The organism is Amycolatopsis samaneae (assembly GCF_039541975.1).
In the GTDB taxonomy this organism is placed as follows: domain Bacteria; phylum Actinomycetota; class Actinomycetes; order Mycobacteriales; family Pseudonocardiaceae; genus Amycolatopsis; species Amycolatopsis samaneae.
This window is the reverse complement of the sequence record NZ_BAABHG010000026.1, coordinates 1-25,353: the sequence shown is the minus strand read 5'-3', so window position 1 is coordinate 25,353 and position 25,353 is coordinate 1. Positions and strand designations below refer to the sequence as shown.

Below are 25,353 nucleotides of genomic sequence, written 5' to 3'. Positions count from 1 at the left end.
GACAGTATCGAGTTTTCTGAGATTTGCGAATATTGGATACCATCAAGAATTCGTCAAGGTCTCTCGTCTCCGCCGCGCTTGCCGTGCGGACACCGTGGACGCGATCACGCACGCCCCTGGGGTTCGAAGCCGGTATGCTCGCCTACCTCTACTCCCCGCCATCGAGCCACCCAAACGCACCTACGTTCGCGACGCTGTCAGGAGGTTTCGTACCGCGCGGGCCACCTCGGGCACGGCCGCGGCGACCGGGGGTGACAGCCCCACGCCGAGGTCGAGATTCGCCGCTTCGACGGCGAACACGACGAGTTCGCCCGGCACCCGGCCGAGTGCCGCGCCGAGCCGTACCGCGTCCGGGATGCCCAACGCGTGCGAGCTGGCCGTTCCACGCCCCGGCGGCTGTCCGTCTACTGTGGACTTCCAGGTCCGGCCGGGTGTCGACGGTTCGCACAGCACGGCGTCCACCACGACCGCGAGGTCCGCGGTGGACCAGGCGTCGAGCAGCGCGGCGGGTTCGCCGTCGCAGATCATCGTCGTCACACCGGGGATCGGGCGCTCGCCGAGTTCCGTCACGACGGCGAGACCGACGCCGTCGTCGTGGCGGTATTCGTTGCCGACACCGATGACGACGACGCGGCGCGAGGTCATCGTCCCTCCAGCACCAGGTCGAGGAAGTGCGCCGAGCAGGAGATGCACGGGTCGTAGTTGCGGATCGTGCGTTCGCACAGTGCGGTGAGCTCGGGGTCGGGGAGAGCGAGGTTGGCGGCGACGACGCGGCGCAGGTCGTCCTCGATGGCGGCCTGGTTCTGGGAGGTGGGCGGGACGATCGTCGCTTCGCGGATCAGGCCCCCGGCGTCGAGCGCGTAGCGGTGGTAGAGCGTGCCTCGTGGCGCCTCGCTGATCCCGTGTCCGATCCCGGCCTTGGCCGGGACGTCGACAGCCGGGCGCAAGGGTTGTTCGTAGTTCTCGATGATGCGCAGGGCTTCCTCGATCGCGTACACCACTTCGACACCGCGCACGAGGATGCTCTGGAACGGGTTCCGGCACGCCGGCCCCAGCCCGGCTTCGACGGCCGCTTGGCGGGCGGTGTCCGACAGCTGGGCGAAGTTGAGCGAGTAACGGGCGAGCGGCCCGGTCAGGTAGGGGCGACCGTCGAGCGTCGCGTGCAGCGCGGTGGAGTGCGGGACCTGTTCTTCGACGACGTGGTGGGAGAACTCACCGGGGCCGAACCACCTGCCGGACGCCGTGTGGAGGACGCCGTCGGCGATGGCGTACCGGTCCGGTTCGTAGACAGCGAGAAGATCGTGGCCCAGTTCCAGTTCGGGGAACTCGAAGCCGGCGGTCCAGCGGACGGTCTCCAGCGCGTCGTCGAGCGCGCGGCGCAGGGTTTCGGCCAGTGGCCGTAGTTCGTCGCGGGACGGGAGCGAGTAGAAGCCGCCGACGCGCACGTTGACCGGGTGGATCGCCCGGCCGCCGATCACCTCCAGCAGCGTGTTGCCCGCCTTCTTCAGCGCCAGCCCGCGTTCGACGGTCTCGCGGTGCCGGGTGGCGAGGCTGACGGCGTCCGGGTGACCGAGGAAATCGGGCGCGTGCAGCAGGTAGATGTGCAGGGCGTGGCTGGAGATCCATTCGCCGCAGTAGAGGAGCCTGCGCACCTCGGCCAGGGCCGGGCGCAGGGTGACACCGCATGCCTGTTCGATGGCGTTGCACGCGCTGGTCTGATAGGCGACCGGGCAGATGCCGCAGATCCGGGCGGTGATGTCCGGTGGCTCGGTGTGCGCCCGGCCGCGCAGGAAGGCCTCGAAGAACCGAGGCGGCTCGTAGATGTTCAGCTCGGCCCGCGCCACACGACCGTCCTCGATCAGGACGCGCAACGCGCCTTCGCCCTCGACCCGCGCCAGCGAACTGACCCGCAACTGCCTGCTGCGATGGCTCATTCCCGTCCCTCGCCTCGTCGGGTTTCGGTCACGGTGAACGTGCTGAACACGCGGTCCACGTCCTCCTCGGACATGCCTCGTGACCGCAGGAGCGGGATCAGCACGGGAGTGTTCGGTTTCGCCATCGGGCCGAAACAACCGAAGCAGCCGCGGCGTACCGACGGGCAGAGCGCACCGCAGCCCGCCCTCGTCACCGGTCCGAGGCACGGCGTTCCCCCGGCGACCAGGACGCAGGTCAGCCCCCGGCGCTTGCATTCGGTGCACACGCTGGTGTCGGGCAGGTCCGGCTCACGCCCGGCTAGCAGGGCACCGAGGGTTTCGAGCAGCTGCCCGCGATCGATCGGGCAGCCGTGCAGCTCGTGATCCACCGGCACGTGCGCCGCGATCGGTGTCGAAGTGGAAAGGGTGTCGACGTACTCGGGGTTGGCGTAGACGACCGAGGCGAACTCGCCGACGTCGGCGAAGTTGCGCAACGCCTGGACGCCGCCGGAGGTCGCGCAGGCGCCGATGGTCACGAGCACTTTCGACTCCGCGCGGACCCGCTGGATACGCCGCAGGTCGTCCGGCGTCGTGATGGAGCCCTCGACGAGCGACACGTCATACGGCCCCGGCACCACTTCGCTGGAGGCTTCGAGGAAGTGCGCGATCCGGACCTGTCCGGCCAGCGTGAGCAGTTCGTCCTCGCAGTCCAGCAGGGTCAGCTGGCAGCCGTCACACGAGGCGAACTTCCAGACGGCGAGCGTCGGTCTTCCCATCACAGCTCCTTCACCGTCAGCAGCGGACCGGCGACCGTGTAGTCCACGACCGGCCCGTCCCGGCAGACCAGCAACGGGCCGAGCTGACAGTGGCCGCACAGCCCGATCCCGCATTTCATGGCCCGCTCCAAAGAGACCCGGATCGCTTTCGCGAGAATCCCCTTGCCCAGCAGGATTTCCGCGCAAAAGCGCATCATCGGCTCCGGGCCGCACAGGAAGGCGCGGGTCCGTTCCGGTTCGAGGTCCAGCTCGGACAGCGGCCCGGTGACGAAGCCGACCGGACCGGTCCAGCCCGGCGCGGGCCGGTCGATCGTGCGGATCACCTCGAGATCGTGCCGTCGCGCCCAGTCCGAGAGTTCGCCGGGAAACAGGAAGCCGGCAGGTGTCCGTGCTCCGGCGATCAGGATCACCCGCCGGTACGCCCGCCGGTGTGCCAGCGCTTCGAGCAGGACCGGCCGCAGCGGGCAGAGCCCCGCCCCGCCCGCGACGATGACCACGTCGTTTCCCGCCGCGTCCGCGAGGTCCCAGCTGGTGCCGTACGGTCCCCGCACGCCCACCACCGTGCCCGGCGCCAGTTCGCACAGGGCCCGGCTCACCGCGCCGACCGCGCGGATGGTGTGTGCCGGGCCCGGTCCGCTGACCGAGATCGCGACCTCGCCGACGCCGTGGACGTAGAGCATCATGAACTGGCCGAGCCGGGCCGCGGGCAACGGTGTCGCGACCGGTTCCAGCCGCAGGGTGACCGAATCAGCCGTCTCGACGACGCGAGTGGCCACCCGGTAGGGCGTCGGCAGCATGGGCTCGGCGAGTGTCATCGCGCTCCCTTGGCCAGTTTCGCCGCTTCTTCGGTGATGTCGATCCCGGCCGGGCACCAGGCGACGCACCGGCCGCAGCCGACGCAGCCGGATTCGCCGAACTGGTCGTGCCAGGTGCCGAGTTTGTGGCTGAACCACTGCCGGTACCGGCTCGCGCCGGAGGTCCGCACGCTGCCGCCGTGCACGTAGGAGAACCCGATTTCGAAGCAGGAAACCCAGCGCTGCCAGCGTTCCGCGTGATCACCGGTCAGGTCCGTGACGTCTTCGGTGGTGGTGCAGAAACACGTCGGGCACACCATCGTGCAGTTGGCGCAGGACAGGCAGCGGCTCGCCACCTCCTCCCACTGCGGGGACTCCCGCGCGGCCCGGATGACCGCGGGGAGTTCGGCGTCGGGCATCGCCCGGCCCATGCGCCCCGCGGCCGCGGTGACCTCGGCACGCGCGCTGGTGACCTCCTCCGGTGTGGCGGCCGCGGTGGGAATCCGGTTCAGGATCCGGGCGCCCTCCCCGGTGCCGATGTCGACGAGGAAGCGGTGCCCGTCCTCGTCGCACCGTTCGGTGAGCGCGAGGTCGTAGCCGGGCCCGGCGGCGGGACCCGTGCCCATCGACGCGCAGAAGCACAGCTCCCCCGGCTCGGTGCAGTTCACCGCGATCAGGAACAGCGAGCGCCGACGTCGCGTGTAGGAGGCGTCCGGATTGTTCCCGGCGCCGAGCACCCGGTCGAGCACGCCGATCGCGGCGAGATCGCACCCCCGCACCCCGAGGAACGCGTACCGGGGATCTTCCTCCTGCGCGGCGGTGAAGACGCCGTCCCGATCGGCGTCGAACAGCTTCCGGCGCGGTGGGTGCAAGTAGCGCTTCCACGACTGCGGGCCCGCGGAATGGCCGAACACGGCCGCGTCGTCGCGACGGCGCAGGCGGTAGTGCCCCGGGCCGGTGGTGACGCCCCAGCCCGCGGGCAACTGCGCGCCCATGGAGAGTTCGTCCAGCACGATCGCGTCGTCCCGCACGGTCGGGCCGATCACCCGATACCCCGCGCCGGTCAGCGCCTGGATCAGCGCGTCAAGGCCCGCCCTGTCCAGCACCGTCGTCTGCTTCGCGATCATCGGCGCACCTCCCGCGTCCCACTGAACCGCCGGGAGCGCCGCTCTCCCTAGGGTCAAAGGTCACCGGACGCGCATCCGGTTTTCGACGGCCGCCCGATCAGGGACCAAAGACTCACAACCCGGTACCTCCTGCCCTGTCCACACCGACGTCCCCGACGGCACGGTGGTGATCACCGAGGAGGCGGGAGGTGGCATGGACACGCTGGTGGCCACCGGGAAGCTGCGGGCCCGGATCGAAGTCCGCGGGACCGTCCAGGGCGTCGGGTTCCGGCCGTTCGTCTATCGGCTCGCCCAGCGGTTCGGTGTCGATGGCGACGTGTGCAACGCGGGCGGGTACGTGGTGATCCGCGCGCAAGCAGCGGAAGCCCGCCTCGCCGGCTTCGTCGCCGGACTCGCCGGTTCCGCCCCGCCCCAGGCGAATGTCACTGGCGTCAACGTGGTCCCGCTACCCGGAAACGTCGCGCTGCTGCCAGGTTTCCGCGTCGTCGAGAGTATGCGCGGCCGGGCGGCGCCGCCCGAGGTGCCGCCGGATCTCGCGACGTGCGCGGCCTGTGTGCGCGAGCTGTTCGATCCGGCCGACCGCCGTTACCGCTATCCGTTCCTGAACTGCACCGGCTGCGGTCCGCGGGCCACGATCATCGAAAGCCTGCCCTACGACCGGCCGAGTACCGCGATGCGGGCGTTCCCGCTGTGCTCGGAGTGTGCCGCCGAATACGAGGATCCGGCGGACCGGCGATTCCACGCCGAACCGATCGCCTGTCCTGCCTGCGGTCCCCGGCTCTCGTGGTTTCCGGGCGCGTCGGCGACCGCACACGGTGAGGACGCCCTCGCCGAGGCGCGCCACGCCATCGCCGGGGGCGGGCTCGTCGCGGTCAAGGGGCTCGGCGGCTACCAGCTGGTGTGTGACGCCGCGAACGAGCAGGCCGTGGACCGGCTGCGCGCGGCCAAACCCCGGCCGTCGAAACCTCTCGCGGTGATGGCAGGCGACCTCGCCACCGCCCGTCGTCTGTCCCTTGTGGACAAAGAAGCCGAGCGGCTGCTGACCTCGGCCGCCGCGCCGGTCGTCCTGCTGCCGCTCCGCGAGGACGCGCCCCTCGCCGAGGGGATCGCACCCGGGCTGCGCGAGCTCGGGGTGTTCCTGCCGACCTCCCCGGTACACCACCTGCTGCTGGCCGATCTCGCCCGTCCGCTGGTGGTGACCAGCGGCAACCGGGCGGGCGGCCCGATCGCGACCCACGACGCGGTGGCGCACCTCGTGCTCGGCCCGATCGTGGACGGCGTCCTGGGGCACGATCGGCCGATCTGGTCCCGGTACGACGACTCCGTCGTCCGTACCCGCGCGGGCCGCACCACGATGATCCGCCGGGCCCGCGGCTACGCCCCCGCCCCGATGCCACTCCCCCGTACCGGCCCCGAGCCGATCGTCGCGTTGGGCGCCCAGCTCAAGAACACCGTCACGCTCGCCCGCGGCGGCCTCGCGTATCCCGGCCCGCACGGCGGTGATCTCGAAAACGCCGAGGCGCTGGCGGCGTTCGGTCAGTCCGTGCGCGACCTGTGCCGCCTGCACGACACCGAGCCGGATGTCTGCGCCCATGACCTCCATCCGGGGTATCTGTCCACGCAGTACGCGCGGCGCTGGCCCGCCGGGAAGCGGATCGCCGTCCAGCACCAGCACGCGCACGTCGCCGCGACCGCCGCCGAACACGGCGTCACCGGTCCGTTCGTCGGCGTCGCGCTGGACGGGCTCGGCCTCGGCGACGACGGCACGTTCTGGGGTGGCGAAGTCCTGCTCGCGAGCTACACCGGGTACCGGCGATTCGGCCGGTTCGCCACGGCACCGCTGCCGGGCGGCGCCGCCGCCGTCCGCAGACCGGCCAGGATGGCGCTCGGCTACCTGTTCGGTGCCGAAAGGTTCGACGAGGACGGTGATCCGCTCCACGCCCCCGGCGCGCTGCTGGATCGCCTGGGCGAACACGAGGTCACCGTCGTGCGCGCGATGATCGACCGGAACGTCAACTGCCCGCGCGCGTCGAGCGCCGGGCGCCTCTTCGACGCGATGGCCGCCCTGCTCGGCCTCTGCGACGACAACGGCTACGAGGGCGAGGCGGCCTCGCGCCTGGAAGCGGCGGCGACCGGAGCGCGGTCCGCCAGGGCGCTGGCGTGGTGGCTGCGGCGCCGGGACGACGTCTGGGTCTACGACCCCGTGCCCACTCTGCGCGACGCCCTGGAGTCCATTGAGGACACTCAAGTGGGCGAGGTGGCCGCGCGGTTCCACCGGACGGTGGCCGAGGTCGTGGTGGCGCTCGCCGGGAAGGCGGCCGCCGCGCTCGGCACCGAGGTGGTGTGCCTCGGCGGCGGGGTCTTCCAGAACGCCCTGCTCACCGACCTCGTCCTCGACGGTCTCACCAGCGCAGGGTTGCACCCCCTCGCGGGCGAACGCGTGCCCATGAACGACGGCGGGATCAGCTACGGCCAGGCGGCGATCGCCTGCGCCCGGTCGAATGAGAGGTGAATCGCGATGTGTCTCGGTGTGCCCGGCCGGATCGTCACCCTGTCCGACGGCACCGCCGGACCGGGGCCGCGGCTGGGCACGGTCGACTTCGACGGCGTGCGCCGCGAGGTGTGCCTGGCCTACACACCAGAGGCCGACCTCGGCGCCTACGTCATCGTGCACGTCGGGTTCGCGATCAGCGTGGTCGACGAAGCCGAGGCGGAGAGGACCCTCGCCGTGCTCCGTGCCATCCCGGACGCGCTAGCGGGGGAACTGGGGCCGGAGGTGATCGCGTGAAGTACCTCGACGAGTACCGGGACCCGGTGCTGGCCCGGCGGCTGCTGGCCGAGTTGCGGGCCTTCGCGTCCCGGCCGTGGGCGATCATGGAGGTGTGCGGCGGGCAGACGCACACCCTGGTCCGCCAGGGCATCGACGAGCTGCTGCCCGCCGGGATCCGGATGATCCACGGGCCCGGCTGTCCCGTCTGCGTCACCCCGCTCGAGATGATCGACAAGGCGGTGGCGATCGCGGCGCGGCCCGAGGTGATCTTCACCAGCTACGGCGACATGCTCCGTGTGCCCGGCACCGCCGGGGACCTGCTCGGGGTGAAGGCCCGCGGCGGCGACGTCCGCGTCGTCTACACCCCGCTCGACGCCGTCCGGATCGCCCGCGAGAACCCCGGCAGGCAGGTGGTGTTCTTCGCCGTCGGCTTCGAAACCACCGCCCCGGCCAACGCGATGGCCGTCGCGCACGCGGCCGAGACCGGAATCGTGAACTTCTCCGTACTCGTCAGCCACGTCCTCGTGCCACCCGCGATCACCGCCGTCCTCGACGCCCCGGACAACCAGGTCCAGGCCTTCCTGGCCGCCGGGCACGTCTGCGCGGTCATGGGCTGGACCGAGTACGAACCGATCGCCGCCCGCTACCGGGTCCCGATCGTCGTCACCGGCTTCGAACCGCTCGACCTGCTGGAGGGCATCGTGCTCGCGGTGCGTCAGCTCGAAGAGGGCCGCGCCGTCGTCGAGAACCAGTACGCCAGGGCGGTGCGCCGGTCCGGGAACTCCGCCGCGCAGGAGGTCGTGCGCCGGGTCTTCCGCGTCGTCGAACGGACCTGGCGCGGTATCGGGCCGATCCCGGACAGCGGGCTCACCCTCACGGCCGAGTACGCGGAGTTCGATGCCGACACCCGCTTCGCCACCGTCGGGCTGACGACCGTCGAGCATCCGGACTGCATCGCCGGGGACATCCTCCGCGGCACCGCCGTCCCCACCGACTGCGCCGCCTACGGCATCCGCTGCACACCCCGGACCCCGCTCGGCGCCCCGATGGTCTCCGCCGAAGGCACCTGCGCGGCGTTCCACAACGCCGGCCGCCGAGCATCCACCATGGAGGAAGCACGATGACCACGATCGACCCGCTGCGGGCCACCTGCCCCGCACCCGCCGCCGAGACCGAACGAGTCCTGCTCGGCCACGGTTCCGGCGGACGCCTCATGGCCGAGCTGCTCGACGACGTCATCGCCGGCGGCCTCGGCGAAACCGGACCGCTGGAGGACGCGGCCCTCATCGGCCTCGGCGACGTCGACGTGGTCTTCAGCACGGACAGTTTCGTGGTCACCCCACGGTTCTTCCCCGGCGGGGACATCGGCTCACTCGCCGTGTACGGCACGGTCAACGACCTGGCGATGCGGGGCGCCCGCCCGGTGGCACTGTCGCTTGCCTACGTCCTGGAGGAGGGCCTGCCGCTCGACGAACTGCGCGCGATCACCGCGTCAGTGGCCGCCGCCGCCCGGGAGTGCGGGATCCACGTGGTCACCGGCGACACCAAGGTGGTCGGCCGCGGCGCCGCCGACGGCGCTTACCTCACCACCGCCGGGATCGGCGTACGCCTGCTCGACGCCTACCCCTCCGCGGCCAACGGTATGGCCGGTGACGTCGTCCTCCTGTCCGGCCCGATCGGCGCGCACGGCACCGCGATCATGAGCGCCAGGGAAGGGCTCGGCTTCGAGTCCGAGATCCACTCCGACAGCCGTCCCCTGCACGAACTCGTCGCCGCCATGATCGCCGCCGGCGGGCCGCAGGTGCACACCCTGCGCGACCCGACCCGCGGCGGCCTCGCCGGTGCGCTCAACGAACTCGCCGAGGCATCCGATGTCGCCGTGGAAGTCGACGACGCCGCCCTGCCGGTACCGCCCCAGGTCGCCTCGGCGTGCGAGCTGCTCGGCCTCGACCCCCTGCACGTCGCCAACGAAGGCTGTCTCGTCGCGTTCGTCGCACCGGCGGCCGCCGACCCCGTGCTCACCGCGATGCGGGCACACCCGGCCGGACGGTACGCCCGCGCCATCGGTGTCGTCCGCGAAACCGCCCGAGACCTCCCCCGCGTCACCGCGCGCACGCTGGTCGGCGCACGCCGGGTGGTGGACATGCTGATCGGCGAGCAGCTCCCCCGGATCTGCTAGTCCTTTGTGGACTCCTGCGCTATGGAGAAGCCCTTCACAGCCTCGGATTCGCCCCGGGTAAGGAATCACCGATGGGAGACGAGGTGTCAGGACGGTCCCGCGACCGGCACCTGGGCAACCGCACATCACGGCGAGAACGGGAACGAGCGCGATGACCGATCGCCCCACCGTCACCTCCCCCGGCACCCTCGCGCCGGACCTGCTCGCCGAAGCCCGCCGACACGGCTCACGGCGTGCCGCACGGACGCTGGTATCGCTTCCCTCGCTGCGCGCCACCCTGATCGCCCTGGCAGCCGGCGCCGAACTGGCCGAGCACGACGCACCCCACGCGGCCACCCTCCAGATGCTGCTGGGGACGGTGCGACTGCACACTCGCGACGAGGAATGGTGCCTGGACAGCGGGCAACTCGCCGTCATCCCGCTGGAACGCCACGGGGTCACCGCGGCCACCGACACCGTGTTCCTGCTCAGCGTCGTACTCCCCTAGCGTTCAGCCCGTCCGAACCACGCGGGGTCGCTCCTGCCTCAGAGGCGAAGCTCGGCACAGACCTTGCCGATTTGCCCTGCCGAGGCCCGTAGACTGACGAGTTCGCCGTCCGAGGGGGACGCGGGCTCGATCGCTCCGGCGCCGGTACGGCCGACCAGCCGTGGCAGGGACAGGCACACCCCGTCGATGCCGTGGAAGTCGCGGACCAGGCTGCTGACCGGCAGGATCAGGCGCTGGTCGCCGATGATGGCGTCGAGCACGTAGGCGACGGCCAGGCCCACCGCGTAGTTGGTGGCGCCCTTGCCCGCGATCACCTCGTAGGCGGCGTTGGTCACGGTCCGGGCGATGTCTTCCCGCACCGTGCGGGTGAACGTCGGCGTGCCGTCGACCGTCCAGCCGGCCACCGGCACCGAACCGATGAACGCCCCCGACCACAACGGCACCGCGCTGTCGCCGTGCTCGCCGGCGATGTAGGCGCGCACGCTGGGCACGCCGACACCGGCGCGTTCGGCGATCAGCGATCGTAGCCGGGAGGAGTCCAGCACGGTGCCCGACCCGACGACGCGGCGCGCGGGGAGCCCGCTGATGGTCAGGATCGCGTGGGTGATGACGTCGACCGGGTTGGTGACCGGCAGCAGGATCGCCTCCGGCGCGACCTCCAGCAGCCGGGGCACCAGTGCCCGGCACATGGCGACGTTGGCCTCGGCGAGCTCCATCCGGCTCTGGCCGGGCCGCTGCTTGGCTCCGGCGGTGATCACCACGACGTCGGCGTCGGCGCACACTCCCACGTCATCGCCGCCGAGGATCGAGGTCGTCGGGGTGAACATGCTGCCGTGTTGCAGGTCGAGCACCTGGGCGCGGACCTTGGCCGCGTCGATGTCGTAGAGCGCGATCGTGTGTGCCACGCCGTGGATCTGACAGGCGTACGCGATGGTGGAACCGACCGCGCCGGCTCCGACGATCGCGACCTTGGTGCCGTGCGGGGCGCTGTGCGCCGGGAACAACTGTGGCACTGTCTGTTCTCCCTTTCGTTCAGCGGTACGCACCTGGACCTGGCACTCGTCACTTCTTCGGCATCGGGACGCGGTCTTGCCCTCGATCGCCTTGCGGTACTGCCTTGACGTCCTGCGACACGGTCACTGCCGGATCGGACCTGACCTCCCGCGCGACTCGCGCTTCGGGAGTTCACCCTCCACTTCGGACCTACGATGGCTCTCCCGGTACGCCTGCGTGGTCAGATAGCGCCGGATCACGCCTTCCGCCAGTTCGGCCACGGTGCGCGATCCCGAGCCGACGGCCTCCCTGGCTTCCCTGGCCGCTCGCACCTTTTCACGGTCGTTCATCTCGTTTCTCCCTTCACCGCATGGAGAACGCCGAGTAGCGGGCGCTCGCGACGGCTCCTCGCCCACTGCCGCACCGAAACCGGTAGCCGTGCCGCTCGCGTTCTGCTCCGTCGGCCACGTCCGCCACCACCGATCTCGCGGTCTCCTCGCTCTCCAGGTTCCACCCCTGCCGGAAGACGGGGCAGGGCACGGCGTCCCGGGTCGCGAGGTCCTTGGAACCCGGTACCGGGGACGTTCTGCTCTTCTAGCCCACGCGCGGGACGCCGAGGCAGTGGACGAGCGCGGGAGACACACCGTGGCGACGAAGCCCCCTCATGTGTCCATAGTGGACGACAAGTCAGCACTGCTCGACAGGTTCGTACCGGCGCCCGACCTCCGGTGTCGGTGGAGACGCGGGCCCGTGCGCGGAGCCGGGTCGCGCGGCTCTACCTGCGCACGATCGCGCCGTTCGCCCGGATCGTGACGCGCCACCTGATCACCACCGTCGCCGAGCTCGCCGTACGGCTCCGAGCATCGAAGGACCCCGTAACCGGGGCATTCCGGCCCTGCTGTTCAAGGCGATCCCTGTGACACGGTCGAAGCGACTTCTCGCGACGACCAAGGCAGGTTCCGATGGACCGTGGACTCCCTGACGACTACACCGTCGACACCGCGATCGCGCTCGCCGTCCGCGCGCCGTCGGTGCACAACTCCCAGCCGTGGCGGTGGCTGCGCGGCGATCGCTCGCTGCACCTGTACGCCGACCGCGACCGGCAGTTGCACGAGACCGACCCCGAGGGCCGCGATCTCCTCCTCAGCTGCGGCGCCGCGCTGCACCACCTGCGGATCGGCTTCGCCGCGCTCGGCTGGCGGGCGGCGGTGCACCGGCTGCCCAACCCAGCCGAGCCGGACCACCTCGCCTCGATCGAGTTGCGCCGGCACGAGCCGACCCAGGAGGAAGTCACTCTCGCCGCCGCGATCCCACGACGGCGGACCGACCGCAGGTGGCACAGCTCGTGGCTGGTCCCCAACTCCTACCTCGAGCTGATGACCGGCCGCGCCGCCGACGAAGGCACCGTTTTGCGTGTGTGCGACGACGCAGCCCGCTACTACCTCGCCAAGACCGTCGTCGCCGCGGCCGAGCAGCACACCGCCGATCCCGCGTACCGGATCGAACTCGCCGCCTGGAGCGGCAGGCACCTTTCCGCCGACGGCGTTCCCGCCGCGAACGTGCCGCCCCACGACGAAACCCCCGGTGCGCTCCCGGGCCGCCCGTTCGCCGACCCGGGGCTCCCCCAGCCGGCCGGGAGCACCGGCGAGGAAAGCGAGGAGGTCCTGCTCGTCATCTGCACCGCTTCCGACGACCGGATGTCGCAGCTGAGGGCGGGCGAGGCCACCAGCGCCGCGCTGCTCACCGCCACCAGCCTCGGCCTGGCGACCTGCCCGCTGACCGAACCGCTGGAGATCGCGGACGTCCGCCGGACGGTCCAGGAGCGGGTGACCGGTGGTGCCGTCCCGCAGATGGTGCTGCGCGTCGGCTGGGCGCCGATCAACGCCGACCCGCTGCCCGCGACGCCACGACGCGACCTCGCCGAGGTGCTGCGCCCGCTCGACCCGGCCATCACATCCGACCGCGGTCGCTGACCGCCCGGCCATTCAGGAGCAGTCATGCATTACTGGGGCTACGACGGGGGCTGGTTCGGCGGCCTGTTCATGCTGATCGCCATGTTCCTGCTCTGGGGCGGCCTCGTCGCCACCGGCGTCATACTGCTGCGCCGGTTCGCCCGGCCGCCCGACCGTCGCGGCGACGCGCTGAAGATCCTCGACGAACGGTTCGCCCGCGGCGAGATCGACAAGGACGAGTACGAACAACGCCGTGCCATCCTGCGTGGCTGAGCGCTAGCCCGCGTCCGGTGGGCACGGGCGTAGTCGAGCAGCTCGTGGGTGGTGGTGTCCAGGATCGGCCGCGCGCGCAGCAGGCGACGGCGGGACCCGACCACGACCAGGCGCGCGGCCGAGGCCTCCTGGAGCAGTACCCGCCCCGGATCCCGGCCCCGGACCACGCGGAGGCCGGTCCGGACGCCCGGATACCGCTCCTGCCAGCTCGCGACGAGCCCGGACAGCACTCGCCGCTGCTCCGCCTCGGAACCGTTTTCCCCCACCCGCACCACCACGAGCGGACATGCGCGAGCCGCGGCCGCCGTGAACGCGAACCCAAGTGCGGCGTGGTGGTCGGGGTCGCCGACGCCGACCACCACCGCCGCGTCGCCGGGTGCCGGCAGTTCGGGCTGCCCCGGTGCACGACCACCGGGGACGTCCCCCGTGCGGTCACCATGCGGGTGACCTCGCCCAGCAGCGAATCCGCGCCGTGCCGTATCCCCGTCGCGCCGAGGGCGACAAGCGCGGACCCTGCCGAATGCGTGATCAGGATTTCCGCGGCGTCCCCCACTTCCACCGTCGGGCACACCCGGATCTCCGGTACGGCCGCCTTCGCCGCTTCCTCAGCCGCCCGCAAACAGCGCTCGCCCCACTGCCTGGCGCGCTCGTCCGCTCCCGGGGACTGCGCGGCGGAAGCCATCACAGGGCCACGCCCACGGCGAGCATGCCCGGCTCGGCGACCCGGACCTCACCGTGCCGCGGATACCGGAGCGCGCGGTGTGCCATGACGTCCTCCCATCATCGGCCTCGGTTCAGCGTCGCACCGGGACCGCGACGGGAAAAGAGGCCGAAGTCCCGGCCCGGCAGGCGAACGTCCCGGGCGGACCGGGCGAGCGGAGCCACCGGTCACCGTGGTCCCGCAAGATTTCGTCGATGGCCCGGCGAGGGCTCTGCGCGACGTCGGCCGAGGCGTGGCCCACGCGCATCAGCACTTGGGGGAACCCGGCCAGCCCCAGCTTTTCGCACAGCGCCGAACGCACCTCGGGCAGGTGCAACGGCTGGGTCAGCACCGACGCGGCCAGTCCGCCGTCGACGGCCGTGAGCCACGCGTTCTCCAAGGCCGCGCCGGCACGCAGGTGGTCGATGGGCGCGTCGTCGACGGTCACGAACACCAGCAACGTCTCCTCGCCCAGCCTGCGCCGCAGCACCGCGTGGTCCGGCAGCGCGGTCGACGGCCGCACCAGCCCCGCCCACGGCAGCGTCGACGGCGGCAGGCAGCTGCCCGCGATCCCGGCGCCGTGGCGGTGCGAGTACTCGTCGTGGATCGTCCACAACGCCAGCTCACGCTGGTATCCCTGGTCGTGCTGGTACGCCTCGGCGGCGAACTCGAGCAGGTCCGCGACCTCCGACAGCTCCCGTTCCTCAGTCACCGACCGCGCCTGTACCCGGCTGCCCCCGACCGAGTTCATGATCTCCGCGAGCGCGTAGTCCGACACTCGCGGAGTGGAGAAACGATGCCGGTAGCTGCGGCGCCGCGCGATGGCGGAATACCGGTGCAACTCCGCCGCTTCCGGTGGACGCGCGGCACCGGCGCGCAGGGCGGCCACGAGCTCCGGCTGCCGCGGGTCGGGGAATATCCTCGTGTTCACCTGGCGGCCCAGCACCCGCACGGCGAGTTCGAGGTTCGCCAGCGCCGCGCCGCACGACATCAGGCGATCACGTCCCCGCGGGTCATGTTCGGGCAACGCGAGATCCCGCCGTTCACGCAGCAGCAGTCCGCCTTCGCCGACTTCGAGGGTCCACGGCTGGAGGTTGTGCACCGAGGGCGCGCGGAGCACCGCTCTCGCCAGCACCTCGACGTCCCCGAGAGACCATCCCTCACTCCGCTGCCCGGCCATCGCCCGCCTCCGCTCGTCGGTACTTCCTCTTTCACGATCCGCCGGTCCGACGGCGGCGCGCAGATCCGGACGGCTTCGATCGGCGGGACGAAGTACCCGGGAACACCCGGTACTTCAGGTGCGCAACCGCCGCAGGAACTGCCCGCCCGGCACGGCGGGCCGCACCGTCACGCGCGCCGCACCGGCGATGCACCGGCCGTCGGTGGTGACGGTCACCGGAGCCAGCTCGACCATGGTGACCTCGGGCAGGAGGTCGGCGATCCAGCCCACCGCCACCAGCAGGCTGCCGAGCCGGGCGTTCCCGGGCGCCCCGGGCAGCACGCCGAGGAGCGCGCCGGCGTCCGCTGGGGTGAGTGGAGCGAGCCGAACCGGCGCGTCCACGGCTGCCGGCTGTCCGGCGGGTTCCAGGCATACGGCGGGCCCGAAAGTCTCGTCCTGCCATGCCCGCAGCGCGAACGCACTCCCGGATCCAGGCCCAGCCGAGACATCGACAGCGAAGGCCCGCAGCAGATCATCACAGTCCTTTTCGGACAGTTGACCACCGGAAGGACACTCACGCAGGAAGGCCCGGATGATCCGGGACGCGGTAAGGAGATCCGCCTCCTTCGGCGCCGAAGCCGTGACGTCGCCGCGGACGGCTTCGGCCCGCAGCCACCGCGCCCTCGCCGCCATCGCGGCCACTGCCGTCGCCGCGGTCGCCGCGTCACCGTAGACGGGGATCATGTCGTCGCCGTCCAACCCGGACACCAGGGTGAGCCTGCCCGGCGCGACCGCGACGACGGGCTTCCCGCACGCGCCGAGCCGCAGCCCGCCGAGTGGATCGCCCGCGGCGGTGGGGACTCCCGCGACGAGCACCGCGTCCACCCGCTCGTCGGCCAGCACGGCCGCCACGCAGGCGGTGAACACCTCCGGCGCCACGACCGGGCTGGTGTCGAGCGGGTTGCCGATCCCGGCGTGCTCGGGCAGCAGCCCGCGCACGGTGTCCATCGTGGACGATTCGAGTTCGGGAAGCGCCAGCCCCTGCCGGGCACACGCCTCGGCGGCGAGCACGGCGGCGCCGCCGGCGTTGCTCACGATCGCGACCCGGTCACCCGCGGGCAGCGGCTGCCAGGACAACGCCGCGATCAGGCCGACCAGCTCCGCGATCGTATCGACCACGGTGACACCGGCCTGGGCGAACAGCGCGTCCCGGGTCGCCGAGGGGACCACCACCGCGGCGGTATGCGCGGTGGCGGCGCGCTGGGCCGCCGGGGTGCCCGCGCCCCGGATGGCGAGCACCGGCTTGAGCCGGGCGAGCCGCCGGGCGAACCGGGCGAACTTCCGCGGGTTTCCGAAGGACTCCAGGTACAGCACGGCGATGTCGGTGCGCTCGTCGTCGGTCCACCACAGCAGCAGGTCGTTGCCGCTGACGTCGTACTTGTCCCCGGTGGACACGAAGGTCGAGACCCCGAGACCGAGTTCGCCCAGCGACTCCAGCAGCGCGATCCCGAATCCGCCCGACTGCGTCACGACGCCGACCCGCCCGGCGGGCACCCTGTCGTGGGCGAAGGTGGCGTCCAGCCGCGCCGCGGGCGCGGTGTTGGCCACGCCGAAACAGTTCGGCCCGACCACCCGGATCCCGAAACTCCGTGCCGTGGCCCGCACTCGGCCGGCCAGATCGCCGCCGGTCAGCCCGGCGGTGAGGATGACCACCGCGCGCACACCGCGGCGACCGCACTCCTCGACCACGTCCGGAACGGCGGCGGCGGGAACGCAGATCACCGCGAGGTCCACCACGACCGGCAGGTCCGCGGGCGACGGGACGCTGACGACACCGGCGATCGCTCCGGCGTGCGGGTTGACGGCGTAGAGGTCTCCGTCGAAGCCGGCTTCGACGAGATTGCGCACGACGGCGTTCCCGACCGAGCCCGGTTTCCGGCCCGCGCCGACGACCGCGACCGAGGACGGTTCCAGCACCGCGCGCAGGCTCGCGACGTCGGCCACCCGTTCTCGCTCGCCCATCGCGTCCAGATACCGGTCCGGTTCGCCGAGTTCCAGTTCGACCGTCACCTGCGGCCCGTCCCGGTTCACCGTGTACGGCAGGCCGAAGTCGGCGAACACCCGCGCCATCCGCCGGTTCTCCGAGAGCGCGTCGGCGAGGAACCGCCGGATACCGTGCCTGCGCGCGGTGAGGACCAGATGCTCCAGCAGCAGCGTCCCGGCTCCGTGTGCCTGCACGGTCTCGTCGACCACGATGGCGATCTCGGCTGTCTCGGTGTCGCGCAGCCTTTCGTAGTGCGCGACACCGATAAGCCGGTCGCCGAGGAACGCGCCGAGGCCGGTCCCGGCCGCGATGGTGTGTGCGAGATCGGCGACACCGGTGGGGCGGGTCGTGAAGAACCGCAGATAGCGGTCCCGTTCGCTGAGCCCGCGATGCAGCGCGAACACCGCGTCCGTGTCCTCCTCGCGCAGTGCCCGTACGGTGACCACCGTACCGTCGGCGAGCAGCGCGGTCGTCCCACCGGTCATCATCGGGCCATCGTGTGCGCGGACCGGCAGTCCACTTCGGACACACCGGGCACGGTTCTGGCCAGCGCCGTGATCACCCCGCGTTCGGCTTGGTCGGTGAAGGTGCCCGACACGGTGACCGCCCCGTTCACGACCTCGACCGTCCAGCGGCCGCGGTGCCCCGCGTAGTCGCTCAGCAGGGCGCGCAGGTGCGCGGCGATGGCGTCGTCGTGCCGGACCAGCGGCCGGAGCAGATCACGCCTGCTCACCACCCCGACCACGACACCGTCCTCGACCACGGGCAGGCAGCGCAGCCGGTCGGTCAGCATCCGGCGGCCGATCGCGACCACCGTGGTCTCCGGCGACACGACCTCGACCGGTTTCGTCATCACCTGCCCGACCGTGGTGACCACGCCGTTGCCCTCCCGTGCCCCGTGCAACGCGTCGTACTCGGTGAACAGGCCCACCACCCGGCCGTCGGCGTCCACGACCGGCAGGCCGGCGAATCCGTGCTCGATGAGCAACGCCACGGCCTCGCGCACCGGGGTGTCCGGGTCCGCGGTGACCGCGGGACTGGTCATGATCTCCCTGGCTCGCATCACAGCACCGGTCCCGGAACGTAGGAGGCCGCCGAGCCGAGCATCCGCTCCAGCACGTCAGCCTTCGCTGTCACTTCGGCCGGTAGGACGACCACCGGGCAGCAGGCGTGGCGCAGGCAGGCCGAGCACACCGAGCCCAGCACCAGGTGCCGCAGCGTCCGGGTGCCGTGACTGCCGAGTACGAGCATCGCCGCGTCCGCCGACATCGCCACGAGGATGTCGCCCGCGTCGCCGTCCGGAGCCGCGCAGGTCACCTCGACGCCTGGGTTCTCGCCGAGCGTCGTGGCGACGAATTCCTCGAGTTTGGCCAGATGCGTTTGCCGGGCGTCCTCCTGGGTTCGCGCGACCGACGCGTCGTCCAGCATCGCGTCGTAGAGCCACACCGTGACCGCGTGCAGTGTGCTTCCGCGTGCCGCGGCCTCCGCGCGGGCCCAGCGCAGCGCGGCCGCCGACGCCGGCGAGCCGTCGACTCCTACGACGATCCGGTTCCTGTCCGTTTCCTGTGTCATCGCCTTGTCCCTTCAGCGTTTCTCTCGACGTTGCTGGTCGTGGAGCCACTCCCGCTGCCAGGCGGCGTAGCGTGCCCGGTCCAGTGCCCACCGGTTGACCACGTACACCGCGGCCAGCAGCGACCACGCGATCACCAGGAGACCTGTCCCGGCGGCGATGCCGGTGACCGCCGCGCCCGCCGTCGTCAGCGGCGGGTCCACCGGGTCGCCGTTCCGGTCGAGCCAGATCGCGACGCGCGCCCCGGCGACGGTTCCCGTGGCCGCGTCGACCTGGCCGCGCCGCGGGGTGCCGTCGGGAAGTGTCCACATCGCGGCGGTCGGTGCCTTCTCCGCGACCACGCCGCCCCGGCCCGCGGTCTCGGCGACCGGGCCATCGGCAAGCAGCATCGCCACCGCCGGACGCCCAGTCGCCCTTTGCTGGGCCGACACATCCCGCTCGTGGGCGTAGACCGTCGAACCGGCCGCTGCCGCGAAGGGCAGGACGGTCAGCCCGAGCAGGAGCGTGCTGGCCAGGACGGCCGCCTCGATCCGGTCGGACCGGCGCGCGAGGCCGCCGCGGCGCGGGCAGAGCCAGTGCCACCACCGGGCGGCCGCGGACATGGTGGTCATCACGAGGACCTCCCGGTGCTTTCGGCCTTTTTCGCGGGCACCACGATGTCGCCGACCGGGCGCCGGCTGGTCGGCGACGCGGCCGAGTAGCCGTATCCGATGCGCAGCAAGGTGTGCGGCCGGCCGTGCTCGCGGAACAGCTCGGTGATCCCGGCCCGTGTCGAGGCCACCTCGAAGGGCTGGGAGACAAAGGACGTCGCCATCGTCAGCGAGGTGGCGGTCAGCAGGACGCGCTGCATCGCCTGGCCCGCGTGAACGTCCGAACCGGGACGCGCCTCTGGGGTGAGCACCACGGCCAGCAGGGGCTGCTGCTCGTACGTCCGCGGTGGCAGGTCCGGGTTGAGAAGGGACTCCCGCAGCGCGACCGCGCCGTCGTGGTCGGGTGGCGGGCCGGCCGCGCCGAGGGGCACCCCATCCGGGCTGGCGGCCTGCCGCCGTGTCCACTGGGCCGTCTCCGCCTGGAACGCGGTGTTATGGGCCTGCAGGAACTCCGCACGCCGCACGAGCGTGGTGACGCGGGCGTACTCGGTGCCGACGAAGCGGAGGCGTGCGCCCTCCTGGTTCGCCGCGGCGGCCAGTGGCGCCAGCAGGCCAGGTGGCATCTGCCGGTCCAGGAACGGGCGGCGATGGGTGTGCCTGCGGAAGATCGCCTCGGCGAGTGCCCGATCCTGGGCCAGGACGTGATGGTTGCCGTCGTGGGTAACCAGGGCAAGCAGGTCCGGCTCGGCGGGATCGGGCACCAACCGGACCTCAGGCTCGAAACCCTGGCACCGCAGGGAGACGACGAGGTTCAGCAGCGCCGCGCCACAGGAGAGCCTCGCCTGGTGTGCCTCGGGATCGGCCACGGTCAGCACGCGGTCGCGGTCCAGCCAGACCTCGATCCGGTCGCCGTCGACCGCGAACCGCCACGGCTGGCTGTTGTGCGGTGAGGGCGCCCGGATCGCGGCCTCGAGCGCCTGATCGACCACAGTGGACAGGTGAGGTGTCATCGTCGCTCCCGGCTCGTGTGCCCTGTCCGTCCAGGGTCGCCCGGAGGACGGTGGCCACGATGCTGCCGCCGGTCCTCGGACCACGAGGACGTTGGTCCCTGCCGAGCCGGTCCAACGGCTCGTCACCACGATCGCCCGCGTGACTTCGAGCACCGGTATCGCCATGCCGGGTGCGCAGCACCGCGGAAGAGGGCGCGCGCTAGAGCACTAAGGCCTTGTCCGAGGTGACCTCCACACCCCGCCTCGGCCACTCCGGCCGGAGTACCGTTGTCCCACATGACAGCGTCGGCCGCCCGAGGAGGCGTGCGATGATGACCCGGGTATTCCTCGTCGACGACCACGAGATCGTCCGCCGCGGGCTGGCCGACCTGCTCGGCAGCGAACCCGACCTCGAAATCGCCGGTGAAGCCGCGTCCGTGGCCGAAGCCCAGACGCGCGTGCCCGGCAGCGGCGCCGACATCGCCGTCCTCGACGTCCAGCTGCCCGACGGCAACGGCGTCGAGCTCTGCCGTGACCTGCTCGCCACCGTCCCCGGCCTGCGCTGCCTGATGCTCACTTCGTACGCCGACGACGAGGCGCTCTTCAGCGCCATCATGGCCGGAGCCTCCGGCTTCGTGCTCAAACAGGTCCTCGGCAACGATCTCGTTTCCGCGATCCGCACCGTCGCGTCCGGCGGTTCGCTCCTCGACAGCCGTACCACCGCCGCGCTGCTCAACCGCATCCGCAGGCAACGAGACAACAGCGACCCCACCGCCGCCCTCTCCGAGCAGGAACATGCCGTGTTCGACCTCATCGGCGAAGGCCTCACCAACCGCGAGATCGGCGAACGCCTGTTCCTCGCCGAGAAGACCGTCAAGAACTACGTCTCCCGTCTTCTCGGCAAGCTCGGCATGCAACGCCGCACTCAAGCCGCCGTCCTCGCCACCGAACTCCGCGGCCAGAAGACGTCATCGAACGAGTGAGCCGCATCCCAGGTTCACGGTGAGCACAGCGGTACCCGCCAGGTGACGACCGTGCCACCCTCGGGCCCGGTGGTGAACGCCACCGATCCCGCACACTGCTCCGCACGGCGCCGGAGATTCTCCAGCCCGCTACGCGGGACCCCGTCCGGAATTCCGGTCCCGTTGTCGGCCACCTCGATGGCGAGTTCGTCTCCTGCCACGACGTCCACGGCGATCCGGTCGCCCCCGGAATGCCGCAACGCGTTGCTGAGTGCCTCCCGCAGTACGGCCTCGGCATGGTCCCGGAGATCGTCGGGCACGAGCGTGTCGACCGCGCCCGAGATCCGCACCGACGGTGCCACCGTGGTGTCGGCGGAGAGCTCGGTGACGATGTCGAGCAGCCGACGGCGCAGACTGACCGAGGCCTCCGTGCCCGTGCTGTGCAGGTCGAAGATCGACGTCCGGATCTCGCGCACCGTGCGGTCCAGCTGCTCGACCGCGGACGTGACCCGGTCACGCACCAGTTCGTTCTCGACCCTCGGCAGGATGCTCTGCAGGCTCATCCCGGTGGCGAACAACCGCTGGATGACATGGTCGTGCAGATCCTGCGCGATCCGGTCCCGATCGGCCAGCACGTCCAGCAACCGCTGGCTGCGCTGCTTGTCCGCGAACTCGAGCGCCACCGCCGCCTGGTCGGCGAACGAGGTCAGCATCGGCACCTGCTCGGCGCTGAACTGGGCCGCCCCCTTGTCCCGCACGGCGACCAGCACACCGCCCACGCCGGCGGCGCTGATCAGCGGCGCGGCCGCCGCGGGGCCGAACCCGGCGAGCATCGCGTCCGGATCGCCCGGCAGCATCGATTCCAGATCGGCGATCAGCCGTGGCTGTCCCGTCGTCATCACCTCCTCGATCACCGTGCCACCCACGGAGATCGAAGAGCCGAGCAGCATGGCCGCTCGTTCCCCCGAGGCCGCGCTCGCCGACATCGCCGGCCCGGCGTCGTCGGCGAGGACGATCACCGCCCCGTCGGCGATCACCACTTCACATACGCGGTCGACCACCAGGTTGAGCGTGTCGACCGCCGACGCGCCGCCCAGCAGTCCGCCGTTGATCTCCGCGACCGCTTCCAGCCAGCGTTCCCGGGTTTTGGCCTTTTCGAACATCCGGGCGTTGTCGATCGCGACCCCGGCCGCGGCGGCCAGGGCTTCGAGCACCACCTCGTCGTCGGCGGTGAACTCCGGCGCGCCGCGCTTCTCGGTGAGGTACAGGTTCCCGAACACGTTGTCCCGCACCCGCACCGGCACACCGAGAAAGCTGTGCATCGGCGGGTGATTGGCCGGGAACCCCACCGACGCCGCGTGCCGGGACAGGTCCCTCAACCGGACCGGGCACGGATCCTCGATCAGCAGGCCGAGCAGGCCGCGTCCCTCCGGGAGGTGCCCCATTTTCGCTCTTGTCTCGGTGTCGATCCCGACGTAGACGAACTCGGAGAGGCCTTCGTCGTCGGCGAGCACGCCCAGCGCGCCATAGCGCGCGTCGACCAGGTTCACGGCCGCCTGCACGATGCGTTGCAGCGTCGAGTCCAGCTCCAGCCCGGTCGCGACCGCCATCACCGCGTCCACCAAGCCCTGCAGCTGATCCCGGGTCTTGGCGATCTCGGTGAGCCGGTCCTGTACTTCGTGCAGCAGCTCGTCGAGCCGAAGACCGGGCAGTCCGCCGACAGCCAGGGGCGCCGATCCCGCGTCGTCACCCATCAGGAGCCTCTCCGTCATGTCCCGCGGTTCGCCACCCGACGCCGCTTTCGGTTTCAGGGTTCCACCTCGCTTCGCCGCTGCCAAGACAGGCCCGTCGTCCCGCTGTCCCGGAAGATGTCCGTGACCGGACGGCGTAGCGTCCGGCGTGCCGATACCTCCGACGGGTATCCGAACCGCATGATCACCTGCGGAGGCCCTGGCAGTCCCAGCCGCTCGGCCAGCTGTGCCCGGATCGGGGGCACGTGCAGCGGCTGGGTCAGTACGGAGGCGGACAGTCCGGCGTCGACCGCGGCCAGCCATGCCCGCTGCATGGCGATCCCGGCGCGGGCGTGCTCGTCCCGCTCGTCCCGCCGCGTGACGAAGAACAGCAGGCTCTCGTGCTCCATCCGGGTCAGCAGTGTCTGCCGGCCGGGAATCCGGCCGCGTGCCCGGATCAGTCCCGCCCACGGCGGCCCGGAGCGGTCGTATCCGGGTGCGAGCAGCCCCTCGCCGACCCCGTCCGGCCGCCACGCCGTCGTCCACTCCGCCAGCTCCGCCTGGTATTCCCGATCCCCGCGCAGCGTGCGCGCGGCATGTTCGAAGAGCCCGGCCAGCGCGGGCAGCTGGTCCTCGTGCGCCCTCACGACGTCCCCGCCCGCCGACGTCGCGGCCTTGACGAGGACCTCGGAAACCTCGTCCGGCACGCGTGCCCCGGCGAACGGGCGGCGGTGGCTGCGCCGACGGGGAATCGCCGAGTACGCGTGCAGCTCGGCCGAGGTCGGTGGCTCATGGCCGTCGACGAGCACGGATCCGGCCAGGGCAGCCGCCTCGCCGGCCCGGGGAAGCAGCAGCTCCGCCCGCCTGCCGAGGACCCGGACGGCGAGCTGCAGGTTCGCCAGCGCGGCACCACACGAGATCAGCCGATCCCGGCCCTCCGGATCATGCCGGCCCAGCGCCAGCTCGGGCCGTTCGAACACCTCCGCCCGCCCCGCCGGCAGAACCAGCCGCCACGGCTGGGTGTTGTGCACCGACGGTGCCCGCACCACCGCCCTCGCAAGCACCTCCACATCACCCTCGGACCATTCCCCCGCGAAATCCACACTCATCCACGACTCCATCACGCCCGGTTCTCCACGATCTTCGGCACTAGGCCAGCCGGGTGAAAGCGACGAAGGACACCCCGGCGCGGGGGCCTTGGTCCCGCAACGGACATCAGGCGGCGGAGCACGCCGGGCCACCGGCCGCGAGCCCGGGGACGCCGGGCACGGCGACCGACACGATCAGCTCGACGAGACCCGGCAACAGGAGATCGTCGGCCAGCGCCACTCGTGCGCGCAGGTGGGCGAAGGGGGTGGTCACAAGGCCGCCGACGGCGCCGAGCTCGGCCGCGCCGAGCAGCAGGTACTGCGCCACCCAGCCGGCACGAACCAGGTGCGGCCGGGTCTCGATATCCACCGTCACCGCGAAACAGCCGCCCGGAAGTCCACTGTGGCTGGTGGGACGGTACCGGGCGCCCGCCCATCCACGTTTCCCTTTCTCACTCAACGACCGCACCCGGACCCCCGTCCCGGACACCCGCGGCCGCAAGCGCTCCATCAGGATTCCGGACAACGATCGGTAGTCCACTTCGGACACCGAAGGCCGGCCGAACACGGCACGGAACTCGGCACGCTCCCGCCTGGACGGTGCGGTGCGTGCGTGGGCGGTGATCCGGGCGATCCGGTCCGGGGTCCGGCAGGTCCCGCCGACTTCCACCACCGGATCCCAGCCCAGTACCCGTACCGTGACCTCAAGGTTCGCCAGTACCGCACCACAGCCGAGCAGCCGCGCCCGCCCCGCACGATCACCACCCAGCACCGGGACACCGGGCCGTTCGAAGACGTCGATGACGTCGTCGTGGACCTGGACGACCCATCCGCAGCCGATTCTCCGCGGCGGCGCCTCGCGGGCCGCGCCCACGAGGGCGCTCTTCTCGTCGTGCGACCACAGATGCCTGCGCGCAACAGGATCCACGGGCTGCCTGTGCGTCATCGAGTCCTCCTAGGCACTTGCCAGCCGGGACGGCGACGTCCTCGGCACTCAGGGCACGGGCCGGTCCACCCAGGTCCAGTGGCGGATTTCCGGCAGGTCTTCGCCGTGTTCCCGTATCCAGCGCCGGTGCCGTTCCCGCGACTCCGTCATCCGCTGGCGGACGGCCCCCGCGGTGGCGAGCAGGCCGGGCACGCGGTCGATCACGTCGATGGCGAGCTGGAACCGGTCCATCCGGTTGAGCACGAGCATGTCGAACGGCGTGGTCGTGGTGCCGTGCTCGACATAGCCGCGGACGTGCAGGTTCGCGTGGT

The 25,353-nt window shown here is 71.5% G+C and carries 25 protein-coding genes and 1 pseudogene; 8 read left to right on the top strand and 18 right to left on the bottom strand.

From position 1 onward, the window contains the following. Positions 1-180: 180 nt before the first annotated feature. From ABD987_RS42160 to ABD987_RS42140, 5 genes are read right to left on the bottom strand one after another with little or no spacing between them, the layout of a single operon-like run. Positions 181-645, bottom strand: coding sequence for a hydrogenase maturation protease (locus tag ABD987_RS42160; RefSeq protein ID WP_345408189.1), 465 nt, complete (start codon positions 643-645; stop codon positions 181-183). Next, complete coding sequence (locus ABD987_RS42155) at positions 642-1,934, bottom strand: Ni/Fe hydrogenase subunit alpha (protein WP_345408187.1); 1,293 nt, start codon at positions 1,932-1,934, stop codon at positions 642-644. Before ABD987_RS42155 ends, ABD987_RS42160 begins: the two co-directional genes overlap by 4 nt. Next, positions 1,931-2,689 carry an NADH-quinone oxidoreductase subunit B family protein gene (locus tag ABD987_RS42150; RefSeq protein ID WP_345408185.1) on the bottom strand — a complete coding sequence of 253 codons (759 nt, stop codon included), beginning with the start codon at positions 2,687-2,689 and terminating at the stop codon, positions 1,931-1,933. The genes ABD987_RS42155 and ABD987_RS42150 overlap by 4 nt, the downstream gene beginning before the upstream one ends. Further along, the gene (locus ABD987_RS42145; protein ID WP_345408183.1) at positions 2,689-3,504 is read right to left on the bottom strand and encodes an FAD/NAD(P)-binding protein; all 816 of its coding nucleotides are present in this window, start codon (positions 3,502-3,504) and stop codon (positions 2,689-2,691) included. Before ABD987_RS42145 ends, ABD987_RS42150 begins: the two co-directional genes overlap by 1 nt. Beyond that, complete coding sequence (locus ABD987_RS42140) at positions 3,501-4,610, bottom strand: 4Fe-4S dicluster domain-containing protein (RefSeq protein ID WP_345408181.1); 1,110 nt, start codon at positions 4,608-4,610, stop codon at positions 3,501-3,503. The genes ABD987_RS42145 and ABD987_RS42140 overlap by 4 nt, the downstream gene beginning before the upstream one ends. A gap of 193 nt (positions 4,611-4,803) precedes the next feature. Here ABD987_RS42140 and hypF point away from each other — a divergent pair, with 193 nt between their 5' ends. From hypF to ABD987_RS42115, 5 genes are all read left to right on the top strand, one after another. After that, on the top strand, positions 4,804-7,122 hold the full coding sequence (gene hypF, locus ABD987_RS42135) for a carbamoyltransferase HypF (RefSeq protein WP_345408179.1): 2,319 nt from the start codon (positions 4,804-4,806) through the stop codon (positions 7,120-7,122). 6 nt (positions 7,123-7,128) lie between these two features. Further along, entirely contained in the window at positions 7,129-7,398 is a 270-nt protein-coding gene (locus ABD987_RS42130) for a HypC/HybG/HupF family hydrogenase formation chaperone (RefSeq protein ID WP_345408177.1), read from the top strand. Beyond that, on the top strand, positions 7,395-8,504 hold the full coding sequence (gene hypD / locus ABD987_RS42125) for a hydrogenase formation protein HypD (protein WP_345408175.1): 1,110 nt from the start codon (positions 7,395-7,397) through the stop codon (positions 8,502-8,504). Before ABD987_RS42130 ends, hypD begins: the two co-directional genes overlap by 4 nt. After that, positions 8,501-9,559: a hydrogenase expression/formation protein HypE gene (gene hypE / locus ABD987_RS42120; RefSeq protein ID WP_345408173.1), complete on the top strand. Its 1,059-nt coding sequence runs from the start codon at positions 8,501-8,503 to the stop codon at positions 9,557-9,559. Before hypD ends, hypE begins: the two co-directional genes overlap by 4 nt. A gap of 151 nt (positions 9,560-9,710) precedes the next feature. Beyond that, positions 9,711-10,046 carry a cupin domain-containing protein gene (locus tag ABD987_RS42115; RefSeq protein ID WP_345408171.1) on the top strand — a complete coding sequence of 112 codons (336 nt, stop codon included), beginning with the start codon at positions 9,711-9,713 and terminating at the stop codon, positions 10,044-10,046. Between the two features lie 38 nt (positions 10,047-10,084). Here ABD987_RS42115 and ABD987_RS42110 read toward each other — a convergent pair whose 3' ends face one another. Both ABD987_RS42110 and ABD987_RS42105 read right to left on the bottom strand, forming a co-directional pair. Continuing rightward, on the bottom strand, positions 10,085-11,059 hold the full coding sequence (locus tag ABD987_RS42110; RefSeq protein WP_345408169.1) for an L-lactate dehydrogenase: 975 nt from the start codon (positions 11,057-11,059) through the stop codon (positions 10,085-10,087). Positions 11,060-11,182: 123 nt separating this feature from the next. Continuing rightward, positions 11,183-11,389, bottom strand: a complete 207-nt coding sequence (locus ABD987_RS42105) for a hypothetical protein (RefSeq protein WP_345408167.1) — start codon at positions 11,387-11,389, stop codon at positions 11,183-11,185. A 612-nt stretch (positions 11,390-12,001) separates the two neighbouring features. Here ABD987_RS42105 and ABD987_RS42100 point away from each other — a divergent pair. Both ABD987_RS42100 and ABD987_RS42095 read left to right on the top strand, forming a co-directional pair. Beyond that, the gene (locus tag ABD987_RS42100; RefSeq protein ID WP_345408165.1) at positions 12,002-13,012 is read left to right on the top strand and encodes an Acg family FMN-binding oxidoreductase; all 1,011 of its coding nucleotides are present in this window, start codon (positions 12,002-12,004) and stop codon (positions 13,010-13,012) included. A 24-nt stretch (positions 13,013-13,036) separates the two neighbouring features. Continuing rightward, on the top strand, positions 13,037-13,264 hold the full coding sequence (locus ABD987_RS42095) for an SHOCT domain-containing protein (protein ID WP_345408163.1): 228 nt from the start codon (positions 13,037-13,039) through the stop codon (positions 13,262-13,264). 41 nt (positions 13,265-13,305) lie between these two features. Here the strand turns inward: ABD987_RS42095 and ABD987_RS44690 are convergent. The 7 genes and pseudogenes from ABD987_RS44690 to ABD987_RS42065 form a co-directional block, all read right to left on the bottom strand. After that, positions 13,306-13,623 (bottom strand): annotated as a pseudogene (locus ABD987_RS44690) (universal stress protein); the annotation flags it as partial. A gap of 435 nt (positions 13,624-14,058) precedes the next feature. After that, positions 14,059-15,144 (bottom strand): Acg family FMN-binding oxidoreductase, encoded by a 1,086-nt coding sequence (locus ABD987_RS42090; protein ID WP_345408161.1) that lies wholly within the window; start codon positions 15,142-15,144, stop codon positions 14,059-14,061. Positions 15,145-15,258: 114 nt separating this feature from the next. Next, complete coding sequence (locus ABD987_RS42085) at positions 15,259-17,655, bottom strand: GNAT family N-acetyltransferase (RefSeq protein WP_345408159.1); 2,397 nt, start codon at positions 17,653-17,655, stop codon at positions 15,259-15,261. Next, positions 17,652-18,230 (bottom strand): CBS domain-containing protein, encoded by a 579-nt coding sequence (locus tag ABD987_RS42080; RefSeq protein WP_345408157.1) that lies wholly within the window; start codon positions 18,228-18,230, stop codon positions 17,652-17,654. Before ABD987_RS42080 ends, ABD987_RS42085 begins: the two co-directional genes overlap by 4 nt. Continuing rightward, a complete protein-coding gene (locus ABD987_RS42075) occupies positions 18,230-18,739 on the bottom strand; it encodes a universal stress protein (RefSeq protein ID WP_345408155.1) in 510 nt (169 codons plus the stop codon). Before ABD987_RS42075 ends, ABD987_RS42080 begins: the two co-directional genes overlap by 1 nt. A 12-nt stretch (positions 18,740-18,751) precedes the next feature. Next, positions 18,752-19,348, bottom strand: coding sequence for an Rv1733c family protein (locus ABD987_RS42070; RefSeq protein ID WP_345408153.1), 597 nt, complete (start codon positions 19,346-19,348; stop codon positions 18,752-18,754). Then, positions 19,348-20,337 (bottom strand): Acg family FMN-binding oxidoreductase, encoded by a 990-nt coding sequence (locus tag ABD987_RS42065; protein ID WP_345408151.1) that lies wholly within the window; start codon positions 20,335-20,337, stop codon positions 19,348-19,350. Before ABD987_RS42065 ends, ABD987_RS42070 begins: the two co-directional genes overlap by 1 nt. Positions 20,338-20,645: 308 nt before the next feature. On the opposite strand from ABD987_RS42065, the gene ABD987_RS42060 reads away from it, so the two are divergent. Beyond that, the gene (locus ABD987_RS42060; protein ID WP_345408149.1) at positions 20,646-21,299 is read left to right on the top strand and encodes a response regulator transcription factor; all 654 of its coding nucleotides are present in this window, start codon (positions 20,646-20,648) and stop codon (positions 21,297-21,299) included. A 14-nt stretch (positions 21,300-21,313) separates the two neighbouring features. Here ABD987_RS42060 and ABD987_RS42055 read toward each other — a convergent pair whose 3' ends face one another. The 4 genes from ABD987_RS42055 to ABD987_RS42040 form a co-directional block, all read right to left on the bottom strand. Next, positions 21,314-23,050, bottom strand: a complete 1,737-nt coding sequence (locus ABD987_RS42055) for a sensor histidine kinase (protein WP_378214238.1) — start codon at positions 23,048-23,050, stop codon at positions 21,314-21,316. Positions 23,051-23,085: 35 nt separating this feature from the next. Further along, positions 23,086-24,117 (bottom strand): Acg family FMN-binding oxidoreductase, encoded by a 1,032-nt coding sequence (locus ABD987_RS42050; protein ID WP_345408147.1) that lies wholly within the window; start codon positions 24,115-24,117, stop codon positions 23,086-23,088. Between the two features lie 106 nt (positions 24,118-24,223). Continuing rightward, complete coding sequence (locus ABD987_RS42045; protein WP_345408145.1) at positions 24,224-25,042, bottom strand: hypothetical protein; 819 nt, start codon at positions 25,040-25,042, stop codon at positions 24,224-24,226. A 48-nt stretch (positions 25,043-25,090) separates the two neighbouring features. Beyond that, a partial coding sequence (locus tag ABD987_RS42040) for a phosphoketolase family protein (RefSeq protein WP_486303892.1) occupies positions 25,091-25,353 on the bottom strand: 263 nt, incomplete at its 5' end.

Coding starts and splice junctions, on each gene's coding strand:
- ABD987_RS42100 (WP_345408165.1), top strand. CDS start 12,002: ATGGACCGTGGACTCCCTGACGACTACACCGTCGACACCGCGATCGCG.
- ABD987_RS42080 (WP_345408157.1), bottom strand. CDS start 18,230: ATGCGAGCCAGGGAGATCATGACCAGTCCCGCGGTCACCGCGGACCCG.
- ABD987_RS42070 (WP_345408153.1), bottom strand. CDS start 19,348: ATGACCACCATGTCCGCGGCCGCCCGGTGGTGGCACTGGCTCTGCCCG.
- ABD987_RS42160 (WP_345408189.1), bottom strand. CDS start 645: ATGACCTCGCGCCGCGTCGTCGTCATCGGTGTCGGCAACGAATACCGC.
- hypE (WP_345408173.1), top strand. CDS start 8,501: ATGACCACGATCGACCCGCTGCGGGCCACCTGCCCCGCACCCGCCGCC.
- hypF (WP_345408179.1), top strand. CDS start 4,804: ATGGACACGCTGGTGGCCACCGGGAAGCTGCGGGCCCGGATCGAAGTC.
- ABD987_RS42090 (WP_345408161.1), bottom strand. CDS start 15,144: ATGGCCGGGCAGCGGAGTGAGGGATGGTCTCTCGGGGACGTCGAGGTG.
- ABD987_RS42115 (WP_345408171.1), top strand. CDS start 9,711: ATGACCGATCGCCCCACCGTCACCTCCCCCGGCACCCTCGCGCCGGAC.
- ABD987_RS42085 (WP_345408159.1), bottom strand. CDS start 17,655: ATGATGACCGGTGGGACGACCGCGCTGCTCGCCGACGGTACGGTGGTC.
- ABD987_RS42145 (WP_345408183.1), bottom strand. CDS start 3,504: ATGACACTCGCCGAGCCCATGCTGCCGACGCCCTACCGGGTGGCCACT.
- ABD987_RS42055 (WP_378214238.1), bottom strand. CDS start 23,050: ATGACGGAGAGGCTCCTGATGGGTGACGACGCGGGATCGGCGCCCCTG.
- ABD987_RS42045 (WP_345408145.1), bottom strand. CDS start 25,042: ATGACGCACAGGCAGCCCGTGGATCCTGTTGCGCGCAGGCATCTGTGG.
- ABD987_RS42050 (WP_345408147.1), bottom strand. CDS start 24,117: ATGAGTGTGGATTTCGCGGGGGAATGGTCCGAGGGTGATGTGGAGGTG.
- ABD987_RS42060 (WP_345408149.1), top strand. CDS start 20,646: ATGATGACCCGGGTATTCCTCGTCGACGACCACGAGATCGTCCGCCGC.
- ABD987_RS42105 (WP_345408167.1), bottom strand. CDS start 11,389: ATGAACGACCGTGAAAAGGTGCGAGCGGCCAGGGAAGCCAGGGAGGCC.
- ABD987_RS42095 (WP_345408163.1), top strand. CDS start 13,037: ATGCATTACTGGGGCTACGACGGGGGCTGGTTCGGCGGCCTGTTCATG.
- ABD987_RS42155 (WP_345408187.1), bottom strand. CDS start 1,934: ATGAGCCATCGCAGCAGGCAGTTGCGGGTCAGTTCGCTGGCGCGGGTC.
- ABD987_RS42140 (WP_345408181.1), bottom strand. CDS start 4,610: ATGATCGCGAAGCAGACGACGGTGCTGGACAGGGCGGGCCTTGACGCG.
- ABD987_RS42130 (WP_345408177.1), top strand. CDS start 7,129: ATGTGTCTCGGTGTGCCCGGCCGGATCGTCACCCTGTCCGACGGCACC.
- ABD987_RS42150 (WP_345408185.1), bottom strand. CDS start 2,689: ATGGGAAGACCGACGCTCGCCGTCTGGAAGTTCGCCTCGTGTGACGGC.
- ABD987_RS42065 (WP_345408151.1), bottom strand. CDS start 20,337: ATGACACCTCACCTGTCCACTGTGGTCGATCAGGCGCTCGAGGCCGCG.
- ABD987_RS42075 (WP_345408155.1), bottom strand. CDS start 18,739: ATGACACAGGAAACGGACAGGAACCGGATCGTCGTAGGAGTCGACGGC.